Below are 17228 nucleotides of genomic sequence, written 5' to 3'. Positions count from 1 at the left end.
TGCGATGAGCAAAGAAATTTTACTGGTTGTTGAATCAGTCTCTAACGAAAAAGGCGTTCCGCCAGCGGTGATTTTTGAAGCCCTGGAGTTGGCATTGGCAACGGCTACCAAGAAAAACTACGAAGATGAAGTTGATCTGCGTGTTGTGATTGATCGACAAACAGGTAGTTATGAAACCTTCCGTCGCTGGACAGTGGTTGAAGAGGCCGATTTTGATGACCCTGCACATCAGATGACCATCGATATGGCTGAAAAGCGTATGGATAATCCATCTGTTGGTGATGTGCTAGAAGAAAAAGTCGAATCCATTGCTTTTGGCCGTATTGCTGCACAAACGGCCAAACAAGTGATCGTGCAAAAAGTGCGTGAGGCTGAGCGTGCGCAAATTGTCGAAGCGTATCGCAGTAAGCTTGGTCAAATTATCTTTGGTACGGTGAAGAAGGTTACTCGCGATAATATTATTGTCGATCTAGGTAACAACGCTGAAGCTATTTTAGCCCGTGAAGATATCATTCCGCGTGAGACCTTCCGGGTTGGCGCCCGTGTGCGTGCGCTGTTGCAAGACATTCGCTCAGAAAATCGTGGGCCGCAGCTCGTGCTATCACGCACTGCGCCAGAAATGATTATGGAGCTGTTTAATATTGAAGTTCCAGAAATCTCTGAAGGTTTAATCGAAATTATGGCCGCTGCCCGTGACCCAGGCTCGCGTGCTAAAATAGCCGTACGCTCGAAAGATAAGCGTATTGATCCGCAGGGTGCTTGTATTGGTATGCGTGGCTCACGCGTGCAAGCGGTCTCTGGTGAGTTAGGTGGTGAGCGTGTTGATATTGTGCTGTGGGATGAAAACCCTGCGCAGTTTGTCATTAGTGCGATGTCACCGGCGGAAGTTGTGGCTATCATCGTTGATGAAGATACCCATACGATGGATATTGCGGTGGCCGAAGAAAACCTCGCGCAAGCCATTGGTCGTGGCGGACAAAACGTACGTCTTGCTTCACAGCTGACTGGCTGGACTTTAAATGTGATGAGCCAAGAAGAAATTCAGGCCCGTCAGCAAGAAGAGACTGGCGACATTGTGCAGTTATTTGTCCGTGATCTTGAGATCGACGAAGATCTAGCGCAAGTTCTGGTTGACGAAGGCTTCAGTAGTTTGGACGAAGTGGCCTATGTGCCGATGGAAGAGATGCTCAATATTGATGACTTTGATGAAGACTTGGTCAATGAGCTTCGCACCCGTGCCAAAAACTGTCTGTTGTCCCGTGCAATTGCTACAGAAGAAAAATTGGCTGGTGTTCAGCCGCAACAAGATTTGCTCGACTTAACGGGCATGAGTAAAGAGCTGGCTGTAGAGCTGGCTGTTCGTGGAGTGCTCTGTCGCGAAGATCTCGCTGAGCAGTCTATTGATGATTTGCTCGACATCGAAGGCATGACTGAAGATCGTGCCGGCAAGCTGATCATGGCCGCCCGCGCCCACTGGTTTGAATAAGCACATTGCGGCTTGAGGAGAGAAGTTCATGACGCAAGTCACGGTGAAAGAACTGGCTAAAGCAGTTAACACGCCAGTAGAACGCCTATTGCAACAAATGCATGAGGCAGGTCTTGCGCACACAAGTGCAGACCAAAAAGTAAGTGATACTGAAAAACAAACACTTTTGACGTTTTTAGAAAAAGGTGCCGGCAGTAAAGCCGATGGCGCTAAGAAAATTACTTTGCAGCGCAAAACCACCACAACGTTACGCGCCCCTGGTAGCAAAACGATCAGTGTTGAAGTACGTAAAAAGAAAACTTTCGTAAAACGCAGCCCTGAAGAAATTGAGGCTGAAAAACAAAAAGATCTTGCCAAGTTAAAGGCTGAGCAAAAAGCTCAAGAGCCAGAGCCTAAAGCAATCGAACCTGTTGCTGCGCCGATTGTTGAAAAACCGGCACCTGTTGCCGCACCAGCTTCAAAGCCAGTTGCTGCAGAAGCGCCCGAAGCGCCTATCGACATTACGCTGCCTGTGGTCGACGTCGTTACACCGGCACCTGAGCGCAAGAAAGAAGAAGCTCGTCGTCCGGCCAAACGTACTGAAGATGATGATCGTCGCGATCGTAAAGCGGCTGCTCCACGTCCTGCTGCGAAAGCTAAAGTGGTTCGTGATGATGATGATGAGCAAGCGCGACGGGGTGGACGTAATCGTAGTAAAAGCAAAAAACGTACAAATCAGCATGGCTTTACCAGCCCAGCCGGTCCAGTTATACGTGACGTGCAAATCGGCGAAACCATTACGGTTGCTGAGTTAGCTGCACAAATGTCCGTTAAAGGCGTGGAAGTGGTTAAGTTTATGTTTAAGCTTGGCTCTCCTGTCACCATTAACCAAGTGCTTGACCAAGACACTGCTGTCTTGGTTGCGGAAGAGCTGGGGCACCGTGTGACTCGCGTTAGCGACAACTTGATTGAAGAGCAATTTGCTGAATCATTGAAAATTGATGATGGCCAATCCTTCCACCGTGCGCCTGTTGTTACAGTGATGGGGCACGTTGACCATGGTAAAACATCTTTACTCGACTATATTCGTCGGGCCAAGGTGGCCACTGGTGAAGCGGGTGGTATCACTCAGCATATTGGTGCGTATCACGTGAAAACTGAAGGTGGCATGATCACTTTCCTTGATACACCTGGTCACGCGGCGTTTACCGCCATGCGTGCACGTGGTGCGCAAGCCACTGATATCGTGATTCTAGTGGTTGCGGCTGATGATGGCGTGATGCCGCAAACCATTGAAGGTATTCAGCATGCTAAAGCCGCTGGGGTACCCTTGATTGTTGCGGTAAACAAAATTGATAAGCCAGAAGCTGATCCAGACCGTATTAAAAATGACCTTGCCGCGCATGATGTGATTCCAGAAGAATGGGGTGGTGATACGCAGTTTGTTCACGTGTCAGCGAAAGTGGGTACAGGTATTGATACCCTACTGGAATCTGTTTTGCTGCAAGCTGAAGTGCTTGAGCTCAGTGCGACACCATCGGCTCCGGGTCGCGGTGTGGTGATTGAGTCGCGCCTTGATAAAGGCCGTGGCCCTGTCGCCTCTGTGCTTGTGCAAAACGGTACTTTACGTCAAGGCGATATGGTTTTAGTTGGCGTTAACTTTGGCCGTGTGCGTGCCATGATGGACGAAAATGGCCAGGCAATTAAGGAAGCCGGGCCATCCATTCCTGTTGAGATCTTAGGTCTTGATGGCACGCCTGAAGCGGGTGATGAAGTGACTGTAGTGGTTGACGAGCGTAAAGCTCGCGAAGTTGCTCTATTCCGTCAAGGCAAGTTCAGAGAAGTTAAATTGGCCCGTGCCCATGCTGGTAAACTCGAAAATATGTTCGAGAATATGGGGCAGGAAGAGAAGAAAACGCTGAACATCGTTATCAAGGCAGACGTGCGCGGTACGCTAGAAGCGTTACGTGGTTCATTATCTGAGCTGGGTAATGATGAAGTACAAGTTTGTGTTGTTGCCGGTGGTGTAGGTGGTATCACTGAAAGTGATGCAAACCTTGCCTTGGCTTCCAATGCTGTGATCTTTGGTTTCAACGTGCGTGCTGATGCTGGTGCGCGTAAAATCGTTGAGCAAGAAGGCCTCGACATGCGTTACTACAACATCATTTACGACATCATCGAAGACGTCAAAAAGGCGCTTTCGGGTATGTTGGGCAGTGATGTACGTGAAAATATCCTGGGTATTGCTGAAGTGCGTGAAGTCTTCCGCTCACCTAAGTTAGGCGCTGTTGCAGGTTGCATGGTCACTGAAGGTTTAGTGCACCGTAACCGTCCGATTCGTGTGCTACGTGATGACGTGGTTATTTTTGAAGGTGAGCTGGAATCGCTTCGCCGCTTTAAAGATGACGTCAGCGAAGTGCGAGCGGGTATGGAATGCGGTATTGGCGTGAAGAGTTACAATGACGTGAAGGTTGGTGACAAAATCGAGGTGTTCGAGAAAGTCCAGGTCGCACGTACTCTGTAATTCGTAGTCGTATAGGCAACGGCAAGTGCAATGGGTGGGATAGATAATCCACCTAATTGAACTTGCCGTTTGCTGTTTATATGGATTAGTACAAAAGCTGCTATTGGCAGCGCAAGGTGAATGCTATGGCGAAACAATACAGTCGCACCCAACGCATTGGCGATCAGATTCAGCGCGAGCTGGCGATTCTGATCCCGCAAGAAATTAAAGATCCACGTTTAGGCTTAATCACTATCACGGGCGTTGATGTGAGTCGTGATATTGGTCACGCCAAAGTGTTTATCACTGTGATGGGTGATAACTCGCCTGAAGTGATTAAAGAAAACCTTAACGTGCTCAAAGATACGGCTGGTTACTTAAGAATGTTACTGGGTAAAGCGATGAAGCTGCGCAGCGTGCCGTCTTTGCACTTTCATTATGATGAAAGCATCACACGTGGTGCATATTTGTCAGCTTTGATTGAGCAGGCGGTATCTGCAGATCAGCGTAATACTGAGTTAGACGGAGAGTAATCAGGTGGTGCAGCAGGTCAAGCGCAAGCGTCGCAGTGTCAGTGGCATTATTATTTTTGATAAGCCTTACGGTTTTAGCTCCAATGGTGCTTTACAAAAAGTACGCTGGCTACTTAACGCGGATAAAGGGGGGCATACAGGCAGCCTTGATCCTTTAGCCACAGGCGTATTGCCGTTGTGCTTTGGTGAAGCGACTAAGTTTTCGCGTTATTTGCTTGATGCTGACAAGGTGTATGAAGCAACTATGCAGCTTGGTGTGACTACCAATACCGCTGATGCCGAAGGTGAAGTGCTGGAAACTAAAGAGGTGAATGTCTCTGCCGCTGATATTGAAGCGGTGTTACCACAGTTTCGAGGCGTAATTGAGCAAATCCCTCCCATGTATTCGGCGCTGAAGAAAGATGGGCAGCCATTATATAAATTAGCTAGGGCGGGTCTCACTGTTGATCGTCCTGCACGCACCGTCACCATTAGTGAGCTTGAATTGCTGTCATTTGAGGGCACGCAGGCGCGCATTCGGGTGGCGTGCAGCAAAGGCACTTACATTCGTAGCCTAGTTGAAGACATCGGTGCTGTATTAGGTTGTGGCGCTCATGTGGCGCAATTGCGCCGTACTGAGGCAGGTCCGTTCGATTTGACTCATGCGGTGACCCTTGCAGAGCTTGAACGTGCGCATGAAGAGGGCGGTGCTGAAGCACTGGATGCGTTTATGATTGCGGTGGATAGTGGGCTGCAAGATTGGCCGATTGTGCGCTTAACTGAGCACAGTAGTTTTTTCTGGCTTAACGGTCAACCCGTACGAGCACAAAACACACCACTGGACGGCTTAACCCGAGTGTATAACCATAACGATGAATTTATCGGTGTGGGTGAGATAGATGATGATGGAATGGTTGCACCCAGACGGCTAATTCGGTCACAATGAGTCAGTTTTTTCAGCGCACTTAAATGTGACTGAAAAAATCATCAGGTAGGCTGTTGGCAGGCATGGTCATACCTATTTTATTTGCACGGGAATATCCCGGCCTGTCCATATTAGGAGCCCATCATGGCACTTAGCGTTGAAGATAAAGCCCAGATCGTAAATGACTACAAGCAAGCTGAAGGTGATACAGGTTCTCCAGAAGTGCAAGTTGCACTTTTGACCTTTAACATCAACAAGCTGCAAGGTCACTTTAAAGACAATAAAAAAGATCACCACTCCCGTCGTGGTTTGATCCGCATGGTAAACCAGCGTCGTAAGTTGCTGGATTACCTTAAAGGTAAAGATCTAGGTCGTTACACGACTTTAATCGGTCGTCTGGGATTACGTCGTTAAGACGTTACCCATAACGTGAAGCTGGGAGTCTGGGGCATCATGCGTAAAAATATTTACGCGATGCTTTGGGCTTCCAGCTTTTCGCTTTTTAGGAGATAAATGGGCCGATACCCATGCTCTTAGCTGTTTCCCCCAAGTCAACAAAGAGAAGGAAAATACCGTGAATCCGGTTATTAAAACGTTCCAATTTGGTGAATCCACCATTACTTTAGAAACAGGCCGTATTGCACGCCAAGCCACAGGTGCAGTACTGGTTAGCGTCAATAATGATGTCACTGTGTTGTGTACTGTCGTTGGTGCTAAGAAAGCCGACCCAAGCAAAGACTTTTTCCCTTTATCTGTGCATTATCAAGAAAAAACCTATGCTGCAGGTAAAATTCCAGGTGGTTTCTTCAAGCGTGAAGCGCGTCCATCCGAAAAAGAAACCCTGACTTCGCGATTGATCGACCGTCCGATTCGTCCGCTGTTCCCAGAAGGTTTCAATAACGAAGTACAGGTTGTTTGTACCGTTGTTTCAACCAGCAAAAAAACTGATCCAGACATCGCCGCAATGATCGGTACCTCTGCCGCATTAGCTATTTCTGGGATCCCATTTAATGGTCCAGTCGGTGCTGCGCGCGTTGCCTTCCATCCAGAAACGGGCTACTTAATTAACCCAACCTATGAGCAGCAGGAAGCGTCCTGCCTCGACATGGTGGTTGCTGGTACGCAAGATGCTGTATTGATGGTTGAGTCTGAAGCACAAGAGCTGACTGAAGATCAAATGCTGGGTGCAGTACTGTTTGCGCACGAAGAGTTCCAAGTCGTGATCAATGCTATTAAAGAACTGGCCGCAGAAGCAGGAAAGCCAACATGGGATTGGCAGCCAGAAGCTGAAAATACAGCATTGTCAACGGCGATTCGCAGCCAGTTCGGTGCGGCAATTTCAGAAGCTTACACCATCACCATTAAACTGGATCGCTATGCCCGTTTAGGCGAGATCCGTGAGCAAGCGGTTGCGGCGCTGGCCAGCCAAGTCGAGGGTGAAGGCCCAACGGCTGCAGAAGTTAAAGAAGCCTTTGGTGAAATTGAATACCGTATCGTGCGTGAGAATATCGTTAACGGTAAACCACGTATTGATGGTCGCGACAATAGCACAGTGCGTCCACTGGCGATTGAAGTGGGCGTATTGGATAAAACCCACGGCTCAGCCTTGTTCACCCGTGGTGAAACCCAAGCTTTAGTGGTTGCCACTTTGGGTACTGCTCGTGATGCACAGTTGCTTGACACCTTAGAGGGTGAAAAACGTGATTCATTTATGCTGCATTACAACTTCCCGCCTTATTCTGTAGGTGAGTGTGGTCGTATGGGCGCAACCGGTCGTCGTGAGATCGGGCACGGTCGTTTAGCGCGTCGTAGTATCGCTGCGATGCTACCTAAGGCGGATGATTTCCCGTACACCATCCGTGTGGTATCAGAAATCACTGAATCCAACGGTTCAAGCTCAATGGCTTCAGTCTGTGGCGCTTCATTAGCACTGATGGACGCTGGCGTACCAATGCAAGCCCCAGTGGCTGGTATTGCCATGGGGTTGGTTAAAGAGGGCGATAAATTTGCTGTTTTAACCGATATTTTAGGTGACGAAGATCACTTAGGTGACATGGACTTTAAAGTAGCAGGTACTGCAAAAGGCGTTACTGCACTGCAAATGGACATTAAAATCCAAGGCATCACCGAAGAAATCATGGAGATTGCGCTAAACCAAGCGCACGCAGCGCGTATCAATATCCTTGAGCAAATGAATCAAGTATTGCCTGTTTCACGCACTGAGCTGTCGGACAATGCGCCGACTATGATTGCGATGAAAATTGATGCGGACAAAATCCGTGACGTGATTGGTAAAGGTGGTGCAACCATCCGTGCCATCTGTGAAGAAACTGAAGCATCCATTGATATCGAAGATGACGGTTCAATTAAAATCTTTGGTTCTACTAAAGAGGCTGCAGAAGCTGCACGTGAGCGCGTTCTGAGCATCACTGCAGAAGCTGAAATTGGTAAGATCTACCATGGTAAAGTTGAGCGTATCGTTGATTTTGGTGCGTTTATTAACATCCTGCCAGGTAAAGACGGCTTAGTGCATATCTCTATGTTGAGTGATGCTCGTGTTGAGAAAGTCACCGATATATTGACTGAAGGCGAAATGGTTGACGTTGTGGTTCTGGACGTTGATAACCGTGGTCGTATCAAGCTGTCGATTAAAGATGTTGCTGCTGCAAAGCTTGAGAATGCGCCACAAGCCTAAGCGGGTTGTGTTGAAAAAAGCCGCCTTGTGCGGCTTTTTTTTATAGAAAAAATTGTCAATCACGGCTTTCAACGCCGGTGAGCCAGTGTGCCGTTATGGGGCGGTCTTGCTCTTTAGGGCTGTAAATAGTGAGCCGCAAGACTTCAGGGGTGACCCTAAAGTGCCTTTAAAGCTAGAATGTGTGTTTAATTTTTAACTCAGCTAAGCAGTCGCATGGCACTGATCGTGTGGCGTGTATCTTTGTGTGCTGTAGGGCAATCGCCGAGGACTTTTTTATGGGTGTTTCCACACCGACATTAGTGACATTTGCAGTGTATATCGCCTTAATGTTGGGCATCGGTTTGTGGGCTTGGCGTTCAACCAAGAACTTCTCGGATTACATCTTGGGTGGGCGCAGTTTAGGTAGTTTTGTTACGGCGATGTCGGCTGGTGCATCCGATATGAGCGGCTGGTTGTTGATGGGGTTGCCGGGCGCTATCTTTGTCGCGGGTTTATCTGAGAGCTGGATTGCCATTGGTTTGGTAACCGGTGCATGGATCAACTGGTTATTTGTTGCTGGACGTCTGCGTGTGCATACCGAATACAACAATAATGCATTGACTTTGCCGGATTATTTTACTCATCGCTTTGAAGATACCAGTCGAATTTTACGGATTATTTCTGCCGCGATTATTTTACTGTTCTTTACGCTCTACTGTGCCTCTGGGGTTGTGGCCGCAGCGCGTTTATTTGAAAGCACCTTTGCTTTGGAGTACGGCGTAGCGCTATGGGTCGGCGCGGCAGCTACGGTGCTCTATGTGTTTATTGGTGGTTTCTTAGCGGTCAGTTGGACTGATACTGTGCAAGCCACCTTGATGATTTTTGCCCTGTTGATTACCCCACTTTTTGTCATCCTGGCATTAGGTGATGTAAGTGAGGCGTTGGCGACCATTGAGCGGGTTAAGCCTACGGCGTTTAATATGTTCCACGGCCTGTCTTTTATGGCCATTGTCTCATTGTTGGGCTGGGGACTCGGTTATTTTGGTCAGCCGCATATTTTAGTGCGCTTTATGGCGGTTAAGTCATCGGCCAGTATGCCCAATGCGCGCCGCATCAGTATTGCTTGGATGGTGTTGACCTTGGGTGGTGCGGTCGCGGTAGGCTTTTTCGGTATTGCCTACTTCGCACAGCATCCCGAGCTGGCTGCAGCAGTGGATGGCAACAGTGAGCGCGTGTTTATGGAGCTGGCTAAATTACTTTTTAACCCATGGGTTGCTGGGGTTATTCTGGCTGGCGTGTTGGCTGCTGTGATGAGCACCCTAAGCTGTCAGTTATTGGTCAGCTCTAGCGCCATTACTGAAGATTTTTATAAAGGTTTTTTACGTAAAAATGCTTCCCAGCAAGAGCTGGTGTGGGTCGGTCGTTTGATGGTGCTGTCAATTGCTTTGTTAGCGATTTACCTCGCTTCAGATCAAAACAGCAAAGTGCTTGATTTAGTGTCTTATGCGTGGGCAGGGTTTGGTGCGGCCTTTGGTCCGGTGGTGTTGTTGTCAGTGACTTGGCGCGGTATGACTCGTAATGGCGCTTTAGCGGGAATGATAGTTGGCGCATTAACAGTGGTAGTGTGGAAGCAATATAGCGGCATTGATTTGTATGAGATCATTCCAGGCTTTGCGTTTGCTACTGTGGCGATTTACCTGGTCAGTGTCTTAGGTAAAGGGCCGAGTGTTGCGATGATCGCACGCTTTGCTGAAGCCGATAAGACATTTCACCGAGAGAAGGGTTGATTGTCGTGCTCAGATTCTGCTGTAGCGCAGCACTGATGAGCGCATTGCATCAGTGCGAGACGTGCTGATGGAGTCTCTGCTGGCATGGTTAGTGCCGCCTGACTTACCTATTTGGGCGGTGCTCATGCTGATAGTCAGCGCCTGCTTGACCTCGGCCATGACCGCTGCCTTTGGTATTGGCGGTGGTGTATTGCTCTTAGCCATTATGAGTATGCTGCTGCCAGCGGCAGCGATCATTCCGCTGCATGGTTTGGTGCAGTTGGGTTCTAATGCGAATCGTGCAGCATTTACCGCTCAACATATTCGTTGGCAAACCTTGTATTGGTTTGCGCCTGGAGTGTTGCTGGGTGCGCTGCTGGCCAGCGCATTATTGGTTGAGTTGCCGCCTGAGTTACTGCAGTTAAGCATCGCTAGTTTTATTCTGCTGCTGTGTTGGGGGCCTGCGATTCCAGCTGTTGCTACTGGCGCTATTGGGACATTTTTGGCAGCTGCTTTGAGCACTTTTCTGAGTCACTTTGTTGGGGCTACTGGGCCTTTGGTGGCCGCCTTTATTAAACAGCAACAGCAAGGTCAGCGCCAAGCCACTGTGGCGACCTTTGCGGCAGTAATGACCTTGCAACATGCACCAAAGGCTTTGGTGTACAGTCTTGCTGGTTTTGTTTTTTATGATTGGCTGGGGCTGGCTTTAATGATGATTATCGCTGGTGTGGTCGGTACAAAATTAGGTTTAGGTTTGCTGAGTCAAACTTCGGATCGACGCTTTGCGCTTATTTTTAATTGGTTGCTGACGGCCTTGGCATTGCGTTTGATTTGGCAAGCGCTCAGCTAGTCTGCGGAGATGTGCTGAGTATTGACCTAGATTGCATGTGTTTCAATGAGAGCATCGCTATACTGTAGTTTGATTTTTTTAAGCGCTTGAGTGACCGTTGCGGTGAATACTGCGCTGCTGGCTTGATTGAGCGTAATAACTATTTTAAGGATATGCATGTTAGCCATTACCCCTGTAACAATTTTTTGGGCTTGCGCTACGCTGGTTTTCGTTGTCTTGGCAGGCTGGTTAATACTGGCCTTGCTTGCTAAGCAGAACGATCGACGTATTTCACGGCCGCTGGTCACCATGCTCAAAGTGGCAGGTTTATCGGGCGTGGTGTTTTTGCTCGCTTCGGTGCCAAGTTATGTGGCGCGCGTGGTTAATCCGGAAATTCTGCCATTTATCATGCCCTACAGCGCGGTATTATTTGCCGTGAGCTTTATCGTGTTTATTCAAAAGCTTGAGTCGAAGCGTAGCGGTTGGTATCAGATGGCGGTGTCACTGGGCCTGGCGGCGATATTAGCTGGCGTTTTTATTGGCGCAATCACGCTATTGAGTGCTGTCATAGCAAGTAGCATATAAGTAACGGAGCATAAGAGGGTTGCAGTGTTAAAAGCTGCAGTTTGCTGTTTTTTAGACATTAAAAAACCCGCCTAAGCGGGTTTCTAGTCAGTAAAGCGTATTAGGCTTTACTGTTATAATTGGTGCCCAGAAAAAGACTCGAACTTTCACGCCCTTGCGAGCACTAGCACCTGAAGCTAGCGTGTCTACCAATTCCACCATCTGGGCACTGAAAGCAATACATTTGCATTGTTTCCATGGTACAACGTCAATCACATAACGTTGTGGTCGCGAACTATACGGCCGATAAAAGATCTTGTAAACCCCCGAGCGCTAAAAAATCTGTTAAATTAGAGGCGCAATACGGTGAACTGAACAATTATTCATTTCACCATCTATTTTTAAAAAGTAAGGTGAATTTAATTTGACAGCCGATTGGCAATCCCTCGACCCTGAGGCCGCGCGCGAAGCGGAAAAATACGACAATCCTATTCCTAGCAGAGAGCTGATTTTACATCACTTGGCCGAGCGCGGTGCGCCTGCAGCCCGTGAGCAATTGGCAGCGGAATTTGGTTTAACAACAGAAGAAGATATCGAAGCGTTACGCCGTCGCTTACGCGCAATGGAGCGTGATGCGCAAGTGGTATATACCCGCCGTGGTGCGTATGCACCGGTAGATAAACTGGACTTAGTGGTAGGACGTGTCAGTGGTCACCGCGATGGCTTTGGTTTTTTAATTCCAGATGCTGGCGGTGATGATTTATTTCTAAGCCCCACACAGATGCGTTTAGTCTTTGATGGTGACCGTGCTTTAGCTCGCGTGGTGGGCTTTGATAAGCGTGGTCGTCGTGAAGGTGCGATTGCTGAAGTGGTGATGCGTGCGCATGAGTCGATTGTTGGTCGTTATAACGAAGAAAACGGCATTGGCTTTGTCTTGCCCGACAACAAAAAAATGCAGCAAGAAGTCTTAATCAGCCCAGGCCGTTCCGGTGGCGCGCAAGTAGGGCAGTTGGTTGAAGTGGCGATTACCCACTGGCCAACCTCACGTTTTCAAGCGCAAGGCAATATCGTTGAAGTGTTAGGTGAATACATGGCGCCTGGCATGGAAATTGAAGTGGCGTTGCGTAACTATGATATTCCAAATGTTTGGCCTGACGCGGTGCTTAAAGATGCCAAGCGTTTTAAGTCGGAAGTGGAAGAGAAAGATAAAGAAAAGCGCGTTGATTTACGCCATTTGCCGTTCGTTACCATTGATGGTGCAGATGCGCGTGACTTTGATGATGCGGTCTATTGCGAACCACGCAGTGGTAGTGCTACGCAGTTAGTCACTGGCGGCTGGCGTTTGTATGTAGCGATTGCTGATGTTTCACATTACGTAAAAGTCGATTCTGCTCTCGATGCTGAGGCGATGATTCGCGGTAACTCAGTGTACTTCCCTGAGCGCGTGATTCCGATGCTGCCAGAAGAGCTGTCCAATGGACTGTGTTCACTGAATCCGCATGTCGATCGCTTAGCGATGGTCTGTGAGATTACCTTGGCGCGTTCTGGAAAAATGATCGGCTATCAGTTTTATGAGGCAGTGATTCAGTCCCATGCACGCCTGACCTATGATGCCGTCAGTGCCATGCTAGAGCGTCCGCGCAGCGCTGAAGGTAAACAGTTGTTGGCGGAGCACGCGAGCATTGCGGGTGACCTAAAACAGTTGTATGCGGTGTACAAAGCACTGCAGAAACAACGCCATGTGCGTGGTGCCATTGACTTTGAAACCCGTGAAACCCGTATAGTGTTTGGCCAAGATCGTAAAATCGCTGAGATTTTACCGACTGAGCGTAATGATGCGCACAAACTGATTGAAGAGTGCATGCTCTGCGCTAACGTCGCGATGGCGAGCTTTTTACAAGATCACGAGATGGATGGCTTGTACCGTGTGCATGATGGCCCGCCTGCGGAGAAATTAGAAAAGTTACGCGGCTTCTTAACTGAGCTGGGTCTGACCCTCAATCGTGGCAAAGGCGATCCAACGCCAAAAGATTACTTACTGTTGTTGGAGTCGGTACGTGAGCGTCCTGATTTCCAATTGATCCAAACCGTCATGCTGCGCTCGTTAAGTCAAGCAGTCTACAGCCCTGATAATAACGGCCACTTTGGTCTTAATTATGAGGCTTACACTCACTTTACTTCGCCGATTCGTCGTTACGCTGACTTGCTCAATCATCGCGCAGTACGCAGCGTGATTCGTTCGCGTAAAGAAACCGAGCACGTGCAGCGTGTGGGTGCCAGCGCAATGCCGAAAGCGCGCATTTACCCTTACGATTTGCCGAGCTTAGAGCAGATTGGTGTGGATGTGTCGTTAACTGAGCGCCGTGCTGATGAAGCGACCCGTGATGTAGTGACGTGGCTCAAATGTGAGTTTATGTTGGATCGTGTGGGCGACACCTTTGCTGGCGTAGTCACCTCGGTTACAGGTTTTGGTTTGTTTGTTGAACTCACCGATATTTACGTTGAGGGTTTGGTGCACGTCACCGCTTTACCGGGCGATTACTACCAGTTTGATCCATTGCACCACCGTTTAACCGGTGAGCGCAGTGGTCGCAGCTATCGCTTAGGCGATACGGTTGAAGTCATTGTTGCCCGTGTTGATCTGGATGAGCGCAAAATTGACTTTGAAATGAGTCAGGCCGGTGCTAACACCGATAAGCATCCAGTGTCTGCGCCGAAGAAAGGCCAGCAAGCTAAAGGCGGTAAAAAAGCTGCTGGCGGTAAAGCTAAGAGTGCTGCTGGTGCGAAGAGTGATAGCTCGGCGAAAAGTCCAGATGCGGCAGTAAAAAGTAAACCTAAAGCCAAGAGTCGCAAAAGGAAAGTGGTGAGTAAGTCAACTAAGGCAGGGCATTATGAGTGATCTAGAAAACGTTTATGGTGTGCATGCGGTTGAAGCCTTGCTACGTCACCACCCTAAGCGTGTTAAACAGCTTATTTTAGCCGACGGTCGTAGTGATCCACGTATCCAGATTTTGCGCGATTTAGCCGATGAGGCGCGCGTGCAAAGCAATACCATCAGCCGTCGCGAGATGGATGAGCAGGTTGATGGCGTGCATCAAGGTGTTTTAGCAAAAGTGAGTCCCAGTCAAATCTGGGGCGAGCAAATGCTTGATGAACTGCTGGATCGCTTAGAAGTACCGCCATTATTGTTGGTGCTGGATGGCGTGACCGATCCGCATAACCTTGGCGCGTGCTTGCGTACTGCTGATGCAGCAGGCGTGCATGCGGTGATCATCCCTAAAGATAAATCGGCAACCCTCAACTCCACAGTGCGTAAAGTTGCTTGTGGTGCTGCGGAAGTCGTGCCTTTAGTCGCTGTAACGAATTTGGCGCGAGCGCTAGAAAAGTTGCGTCAAAAAGGTCTTTGGGTGGTGGGTACGGCAGGTGATGCAGAGCAAACCTTGTATCAGCAAGATATGACTGGGCCTTTGATTCTCGTGATGGGTGCAGAAGGCACTGGTATGCGTCGCTTAACCCGCGAGCATTGTGACTACTTGGTGCATTTGCCAATGCAGGGCAGTGTCAGCAGTCTCAACGTTTCAGTAGCGACTGGCGTGTGCTTGTTTGAAGCTCAACGTCAGCGTCTGAATCCTAAAAGTCGCGCCGTTTAGCGCGCAAATCAGTCTTTTATTAGACTTACCTTGCTTAGCAGGGCGCGCTTCTTTAGAATGTCGCCCCTTGCATTGCAGGTACTGCATGAGCGGTATGTAGCATGCAAATTTTATCCACTCCTTGTCTGACCGCAGAGTGCGGCAGGCTACAACCCGTAAGGAGCATCTATGCGTCATTACGAAATAGTGTTCTTGGTCCACCCGGATCAAAGCGAACAAGTCGGCGGTATGGTTGAGCGTTATACCAAACTGATCGAAGAAGATGGTGGTCAAGTTCATCGTCAAGAAGACTGGGGCCGTCGTCAATTAGCTTACGCAATTGATGATATCCATAAAGCTCACTACATCTTGCTCAACGTTGAGTGCAGCAGCAAAGCTTTAGCAGAACTGGAAGACAGTTTCCGCTACAACGATGCCGTATTGCGCAACTTGATCATTCGTCGCGATGAAGCGGTTACTGAACAGTCTGAGATGTTGAAGGCTGAAGAGAACCGTAACGAGCGTCGTGAGCGTCGTGAACGTCCTGACACTGCTGAAGACACCGATGAAGACGGTGACGACGACAGTGACAACGATGTTGATGAGTAATCCTAGAGCTAATTGAGGAGCCACTGTCATGGCACGTTTTTTTCGCCGCCGCAAATTCTGCCGTTTCACAGCTGAAGATGTAAAAGAAATCGATTACAAAGATTTGAATACATTGAAAGCCTACGTATCAGAAACTGGCAAGATTGTACCGAGCCGTATTACTGGCACTAAAGCTAAATATCAGCGCCAATTGTCAACCGCGATCAAACGCGCGCGCTTTTTAGCTCTGCTGCCATACACCGACAGTCACAACAATTGATTTTTGGCTGTATCGGATAATGGATAGGTTAATGCATGCGTAGACTCGCTGAATTTATTATGCGTGGGCGTGTGCAAGCCATCGTGGTGATGGTTTTTGCAGCTGTTGTGCCAATGATGTTTTGGCTCAGCGCTGCAGCTGCAAGTTTAGTGTTGTTGCGACGCGGCTTAAATAATTCACTTAGTTTAATTATTTGGGCTGTACTTCCCGCATTAATGTGGGCTTACCTGGATGACCCAAGACCCTTATTAGGTGTTTTAGGGGCTTTAGGTTTAGCACAGGTGTTGCGGGTAACGTCGTCTTGGTCAAAAGTCTTGCTTGCAAGTATTTTGATTGGAGTGTTTTTTGCTTGGGCGCTGGGTGCTGCATTTGCTCAACCCCTTGCCAGTTTAGCTGCAGAGCTCAACACGGCAATGCCAAAAATGCTCTCAGGGTTTTATGAGCAGTTATCGGCTGAGCAGGTGCTGCAGTTAGAAAGCTTGATTGTGCCAGTCTTGACTGGATTGATGGCCGCAGTACTGCAATTGCTTTGTGTGTTCAGTGTGATACTTGCGCGTTATTGGCAAGCAGTTTTATATAACCCTGGTGGGTTTGCGCAAGAGTTTCAACGATTGCGTCTACCAGCGGTGATAGTGTTCCCCCTAGTGTTTGGTATGTTGTTCGCGCCAAGCCTCGGGATACAGGCTGCAGTTTTAACGCCATTGTGCAGTGTGCCACTGATGTTCACAGGCTTAGCCATCATGCATGGATTGGTCGCTAAATACCGCTTAGGCAGTTTTTGGTTGATTGGTTTATATGTTGCGATAGTGCTGTTTACGCAGCTGATTTATCCGTTGTTATTGGTACTGGCTATTGTTGATAGTGTTTTTGATTTTCGTGGCTTAAAGAATCAGAAAAATGATTCTGATGCTGCGAACGGTGAACGTTGAAATTCAAGAGGTGAGACTCAAATGGAAGTCATCCTGCTAGAGAAAGTCGCAAATTTAGGCGACCTGGGCGACAAAGTAAATGTTAAGTCCGGTTACGGTCGTAACTTTTTATTGCCACAACGCAAAGCAACGGCTGCAACTGCAGCAAACGTTGCAGCTTTTGAAGCGCGTCGTGCGGAGCTTGAAAAAGCTGCTGCCGAGAAGCGTGCAGAAGCAGAAGTACGTGCTGCTCAATTGTCTGAGTTGGAAGTGACTATCACTGCTAACACAGGTGACGAAGGCAAGTTATTCGGTTCTATCGGTACTCACGATATTGCTGATGCACTGACTGCTTCAGGCGTTGCTGTTAACAAAAGCGAAATCCGCTTGCCTTACGGCACTATTCGCCAGACTGGCGAATACGACGTTACTGTGCATTTGCACACTGACGTTGAAGCTACAGTCAAATTGATTGTAGTTGCAGGCTAATCGCCCTATCGGTTAACTCAGGTTAACTGGTGGTACAAAAGGCACGTTATCTGTATAGATGCGTGCCTTTTGTTGTTTAATAGCAGGTAGAATCCA

Annotated in this window: 15 protein-coding genes and 1 tRNA gene; 15 read left to right on the top strand and 1 reads right to left on the bottom strand. The window is 48.5% G+C overall.

Annotation, left to right across the window (positions count from 1 at the left end):
- The first annotated feature begins 4 nt into the window (after positions 1–4).
- From nusA to H591_RS0101295, 9 genes are all read left to right on the top strand, one after another.
- Positions 5–1486: a transcription termination factor NusA gene (gene nusA, locus H591_RS0101340; protein ID WP_022965140.1), complete on the top strand. Its 1482-nt coding sequence runs from the start codon at positions 5–7 to the stop codon at positions 1484–1486.
- Positions 1487–1514: 28 nt separating this feature from the next.
- Entirely contained in the window at positions 1515–3989 is a 2475-nt protein-coding gene (gene infB, locus H591_RS0101335) for a translation initiation factor IF-2 (protein WP_022965139.1), read from the top strand.
- Between the two features lie 125 nt (positions 3990–4114).
- Positions 4115–4501 carry a 30S ribosome-binding factor RbfA gene (rbfA, locus tag H591_RS0101330; protein WP_022965138.1) on the top strand — a complete coding sequence of 129 codons (387 nt, stop codon included), beginning with the start codon at positions 4115–4117 and terminating at the stop codon, positions 4499–4501.
- 7 nt (positions 4502–4508) lie between these two features.
- Positions 4509–5426, top strand: coding sequence for a tRNA pseudouridine(55) synthase TruB (truB, locus tag H591_RS0101325; protein WP_028244095.1), 918 nt, complete (start codon positions 4509–4511; stop codon positions 5424–5426).
- 123 nt (positions 5427–5549) lie between these two features.
- Positions 5550–5819, top strand: coding sequence for a 30S ribosomal protein S15 (rpsO, locus tag H591_RS0101320; RefSeq protein ID WP_022965136.1), 270 nt, complete (start codon positions 5550–5552; stop codon positions 5817–5819).
- A 160-nt stretch (positions 5820–5979) separates the two neighbouring features.
- Positions 5980–8100, top strand: a complete 2121-nt coding sequence (gene pnp, locus H591_RS0101315; RefSeq protein ID WP_022965135.1) for a polyribonucleotide nucleotidyltransferase — start codon at positions 5980–5982, stop codon at positions 8098–8100.
- Between the two features lie 275 nt (positions 8101–8375).
- On the top strand, positions 8376–9866 hold the full coding sequence (putP, locus tag H591_RS0101310) for a sodium/proline symporter PutP (RefSeq protein ID WP_022965134.1): 1491 nt from the start codon (positions 8376–8378) through the stop codon (positions 9864–9866).
- 67 nt (positions 9867–9933) lie between these two features.
- Complete coding sequence (locus H591_RS0101305) at positions 9934–10695, top strand: TSUP family transporter (protein WP_022965133.1); 762 nt, start codon at positions 9934–9936, stop codon at positions 10693–10695.
- Positions 10696–10851: 156 nt separating this feature from the next.
- Positions 10852–11259 (top strand): hypothetical protein, encoded by a 408-nt coding sequence (locus H591_RS0101295; RefSeq protein WP_022965131.1) that lies wholly within the window; start codon positions 10852–10854, stop codon positions 11257–11259.
- A 120-nt stretch (positions 11260–11379) separates the two neighbouring features.
- Here H591_RS0101295 and H591_RS0101290 read toward each other — a convergent pair.
- Positions 11380–11466, bottom strand: a tRNA-Leu gene (locus tag H591_RS0101290).
- 196 nt (positions 11467–11662) lie between these two features.
- Between H591_RS0101290 and rnr the strand changes: the two genes are divergently transcribed.
- The 6 genes from rnr to rplI all read left to right on the top strand — a co-directional run bounded on the left by rnr (position 11663) and on the right by rplI (position 17132).
- Complete coding sequence (rnr, locus tag H591_RS0101285) at positions 11663–14137, top strand: ribonuclease R (RefSeq protein ID WP_022965130.1); 2475 nt, start codon at positions 11663–11665, stop codon at positions 14135–14137.
- A complete protein-coding gene (gene rlmB, locus H591_RS0101280) occupies positions 14130–14888 on the top strand; it encodes a 23S rRNA (guanosine(2251)-2'-O)-methyltransferase RlmB (protein ID WP_022965129.1) in 759 nt (252 codons plus the stop codon). Before rnr ends, rlmB begins: the two co-directional genes overlap by 8 nt.
- 168 nt (positions 14889–15056) lie before the next feature.
- A complete protein-coding gene (gene rpsF / locus H591_RS0101275; RefSeq protein ID WP_022965128.1) occupies positions 15057–15476 on the top strand; it encodes a 30S ribosomal protein S6 in 420 nt (139 codons plus the stop codon).
- Between the two features lie 28 nt (positions 15477–15504).
- A complete protein-coding gene (gene rpsR / locus H591_RS0101270; protein ID WP_022965127.1) occupies positions 15505–15735 on the top strand; it encodes a 30S ribosomal protein S18 in 231 nt (76 codons plus the stop codon).
- Between the two features lie 35 nt (positions 15736–15770).
- Positions 15771–16664 (top strand): YybS family protein, encoded by an 894-nt coding sequence (locus tag H591_RS0101265; RefSeq protein ID WP_022965126.1) that lies wholly within the window; start codon positions 15771–15773, stop codon positions 16662–16664.
- A 21-nt stretch (positions 16665–16685) separates the two neighbouring features.
- Positions 16686–17132, top strand: coding sequence for a 50S ribosomal protein L9 (rplI, locus tag H591_RS0101260; RefSeq protein WP_022965125.1), 447 nt, complete (start codon positions 16686–16688; stop codon positions 17130–17132).
- Positions 17133–17228: the final 96 nt, after the last annotated feature.

The sequence above is a fragment of the Denitrificimonas caeni DSM 24390 genome (assembly GCF_000421765.1).
GTDB lineage: Bacteria > Pseudomonadota > Gammaproteobacteria > Pseudomonadales > Pseudomonadaceae > Denitrificimonas > Denitrificimonas caeni.
The sequence above is the reverse complement of the archived record's forward strand: the minus strand, read 5'-3'. Positions and strand labels throughout refer to the sequence as shown.

Bases quoted from the DNA above. Each gene is read 5' to 3' on its own strand.
- rbfA (WP_022965138.1), top strand. From the start codon at position 4,115: ATGGCGAAACAATACAGTCGCACCCAACGCATTGGCGATCAGATTCAG.
- H591_RS0101265 (WP_022965126.1), top strand. From the start codon at position 15,771: ATGCGTAGACTCGCTGAATTTATTATGCGTGGGCGTGTGCAAGCCATC.
- putP (WP_022965134.1), top strand. From the start codon at position 8,376: ATGGGTGTTTCCACACCGACATTAGTGACATTTGCAGTGTATATCGCC.
- rlmB (WP_022965129.1), top strand. From the start codon at position 14,130: ATGAGTGATCTAGAAAACGTTTATGGTGTGCATGCGGTTGAAGCCTTG.
- rpsR (WP_022965127.1), top strand. From the start codon at position 15,505: ATGGCACGTTTTTTTCGCCGCCGCAAATTCTGCCGTTTCACAGCTGAA.
- nusA (WP_022965140.1), top strand. From the start codon at position 5: ATGAGCAAAGAAATTTTACTGGTTGTTGAATCAGTCTCTAACGAAAAA.
- H591_RS0101305 (WP_022965133.1), top strand. From the start codon at position 9,934: ATGGAGTCTCTGCTGGCATGGTTAGTGCCGCCTGACTTACCTATTTGG.
- rpsO (WP_022965136.1), top strand. From the start codon at position 5,550: ATGGCACTTAGCGTTGAAGATAAAGCCCAGATCGTAAATGACTACAAG.
- infB (WP_022965139.1), top strand. From the start codon at position 1,515: ATGACGCAAGTCACGGTGAAAGAACTGGCTAAAGCAGTTAACACGCCA.
- rpsF (WP_022965128.1), top strand. From the start codon at position 15,057: ATGCGTCATTACGAAATAGTGTTCTTGGTCCACCCGGATCAAAGCGAA.
- rplI (WP_022965125.1), top strand. From the start codon at position 16,686: ATGGAAGTCATCCTGCTAGAGAAAGTCGCAAATTTAGGCGACCTGGGC.
- H591_RS0101295 (WP_022965131.1), top strand. From the start codon at position 10,852: ATGTTAGCCATTACCCCTGTAACAATTTTTTGGGCTTGCGCTACGCTG.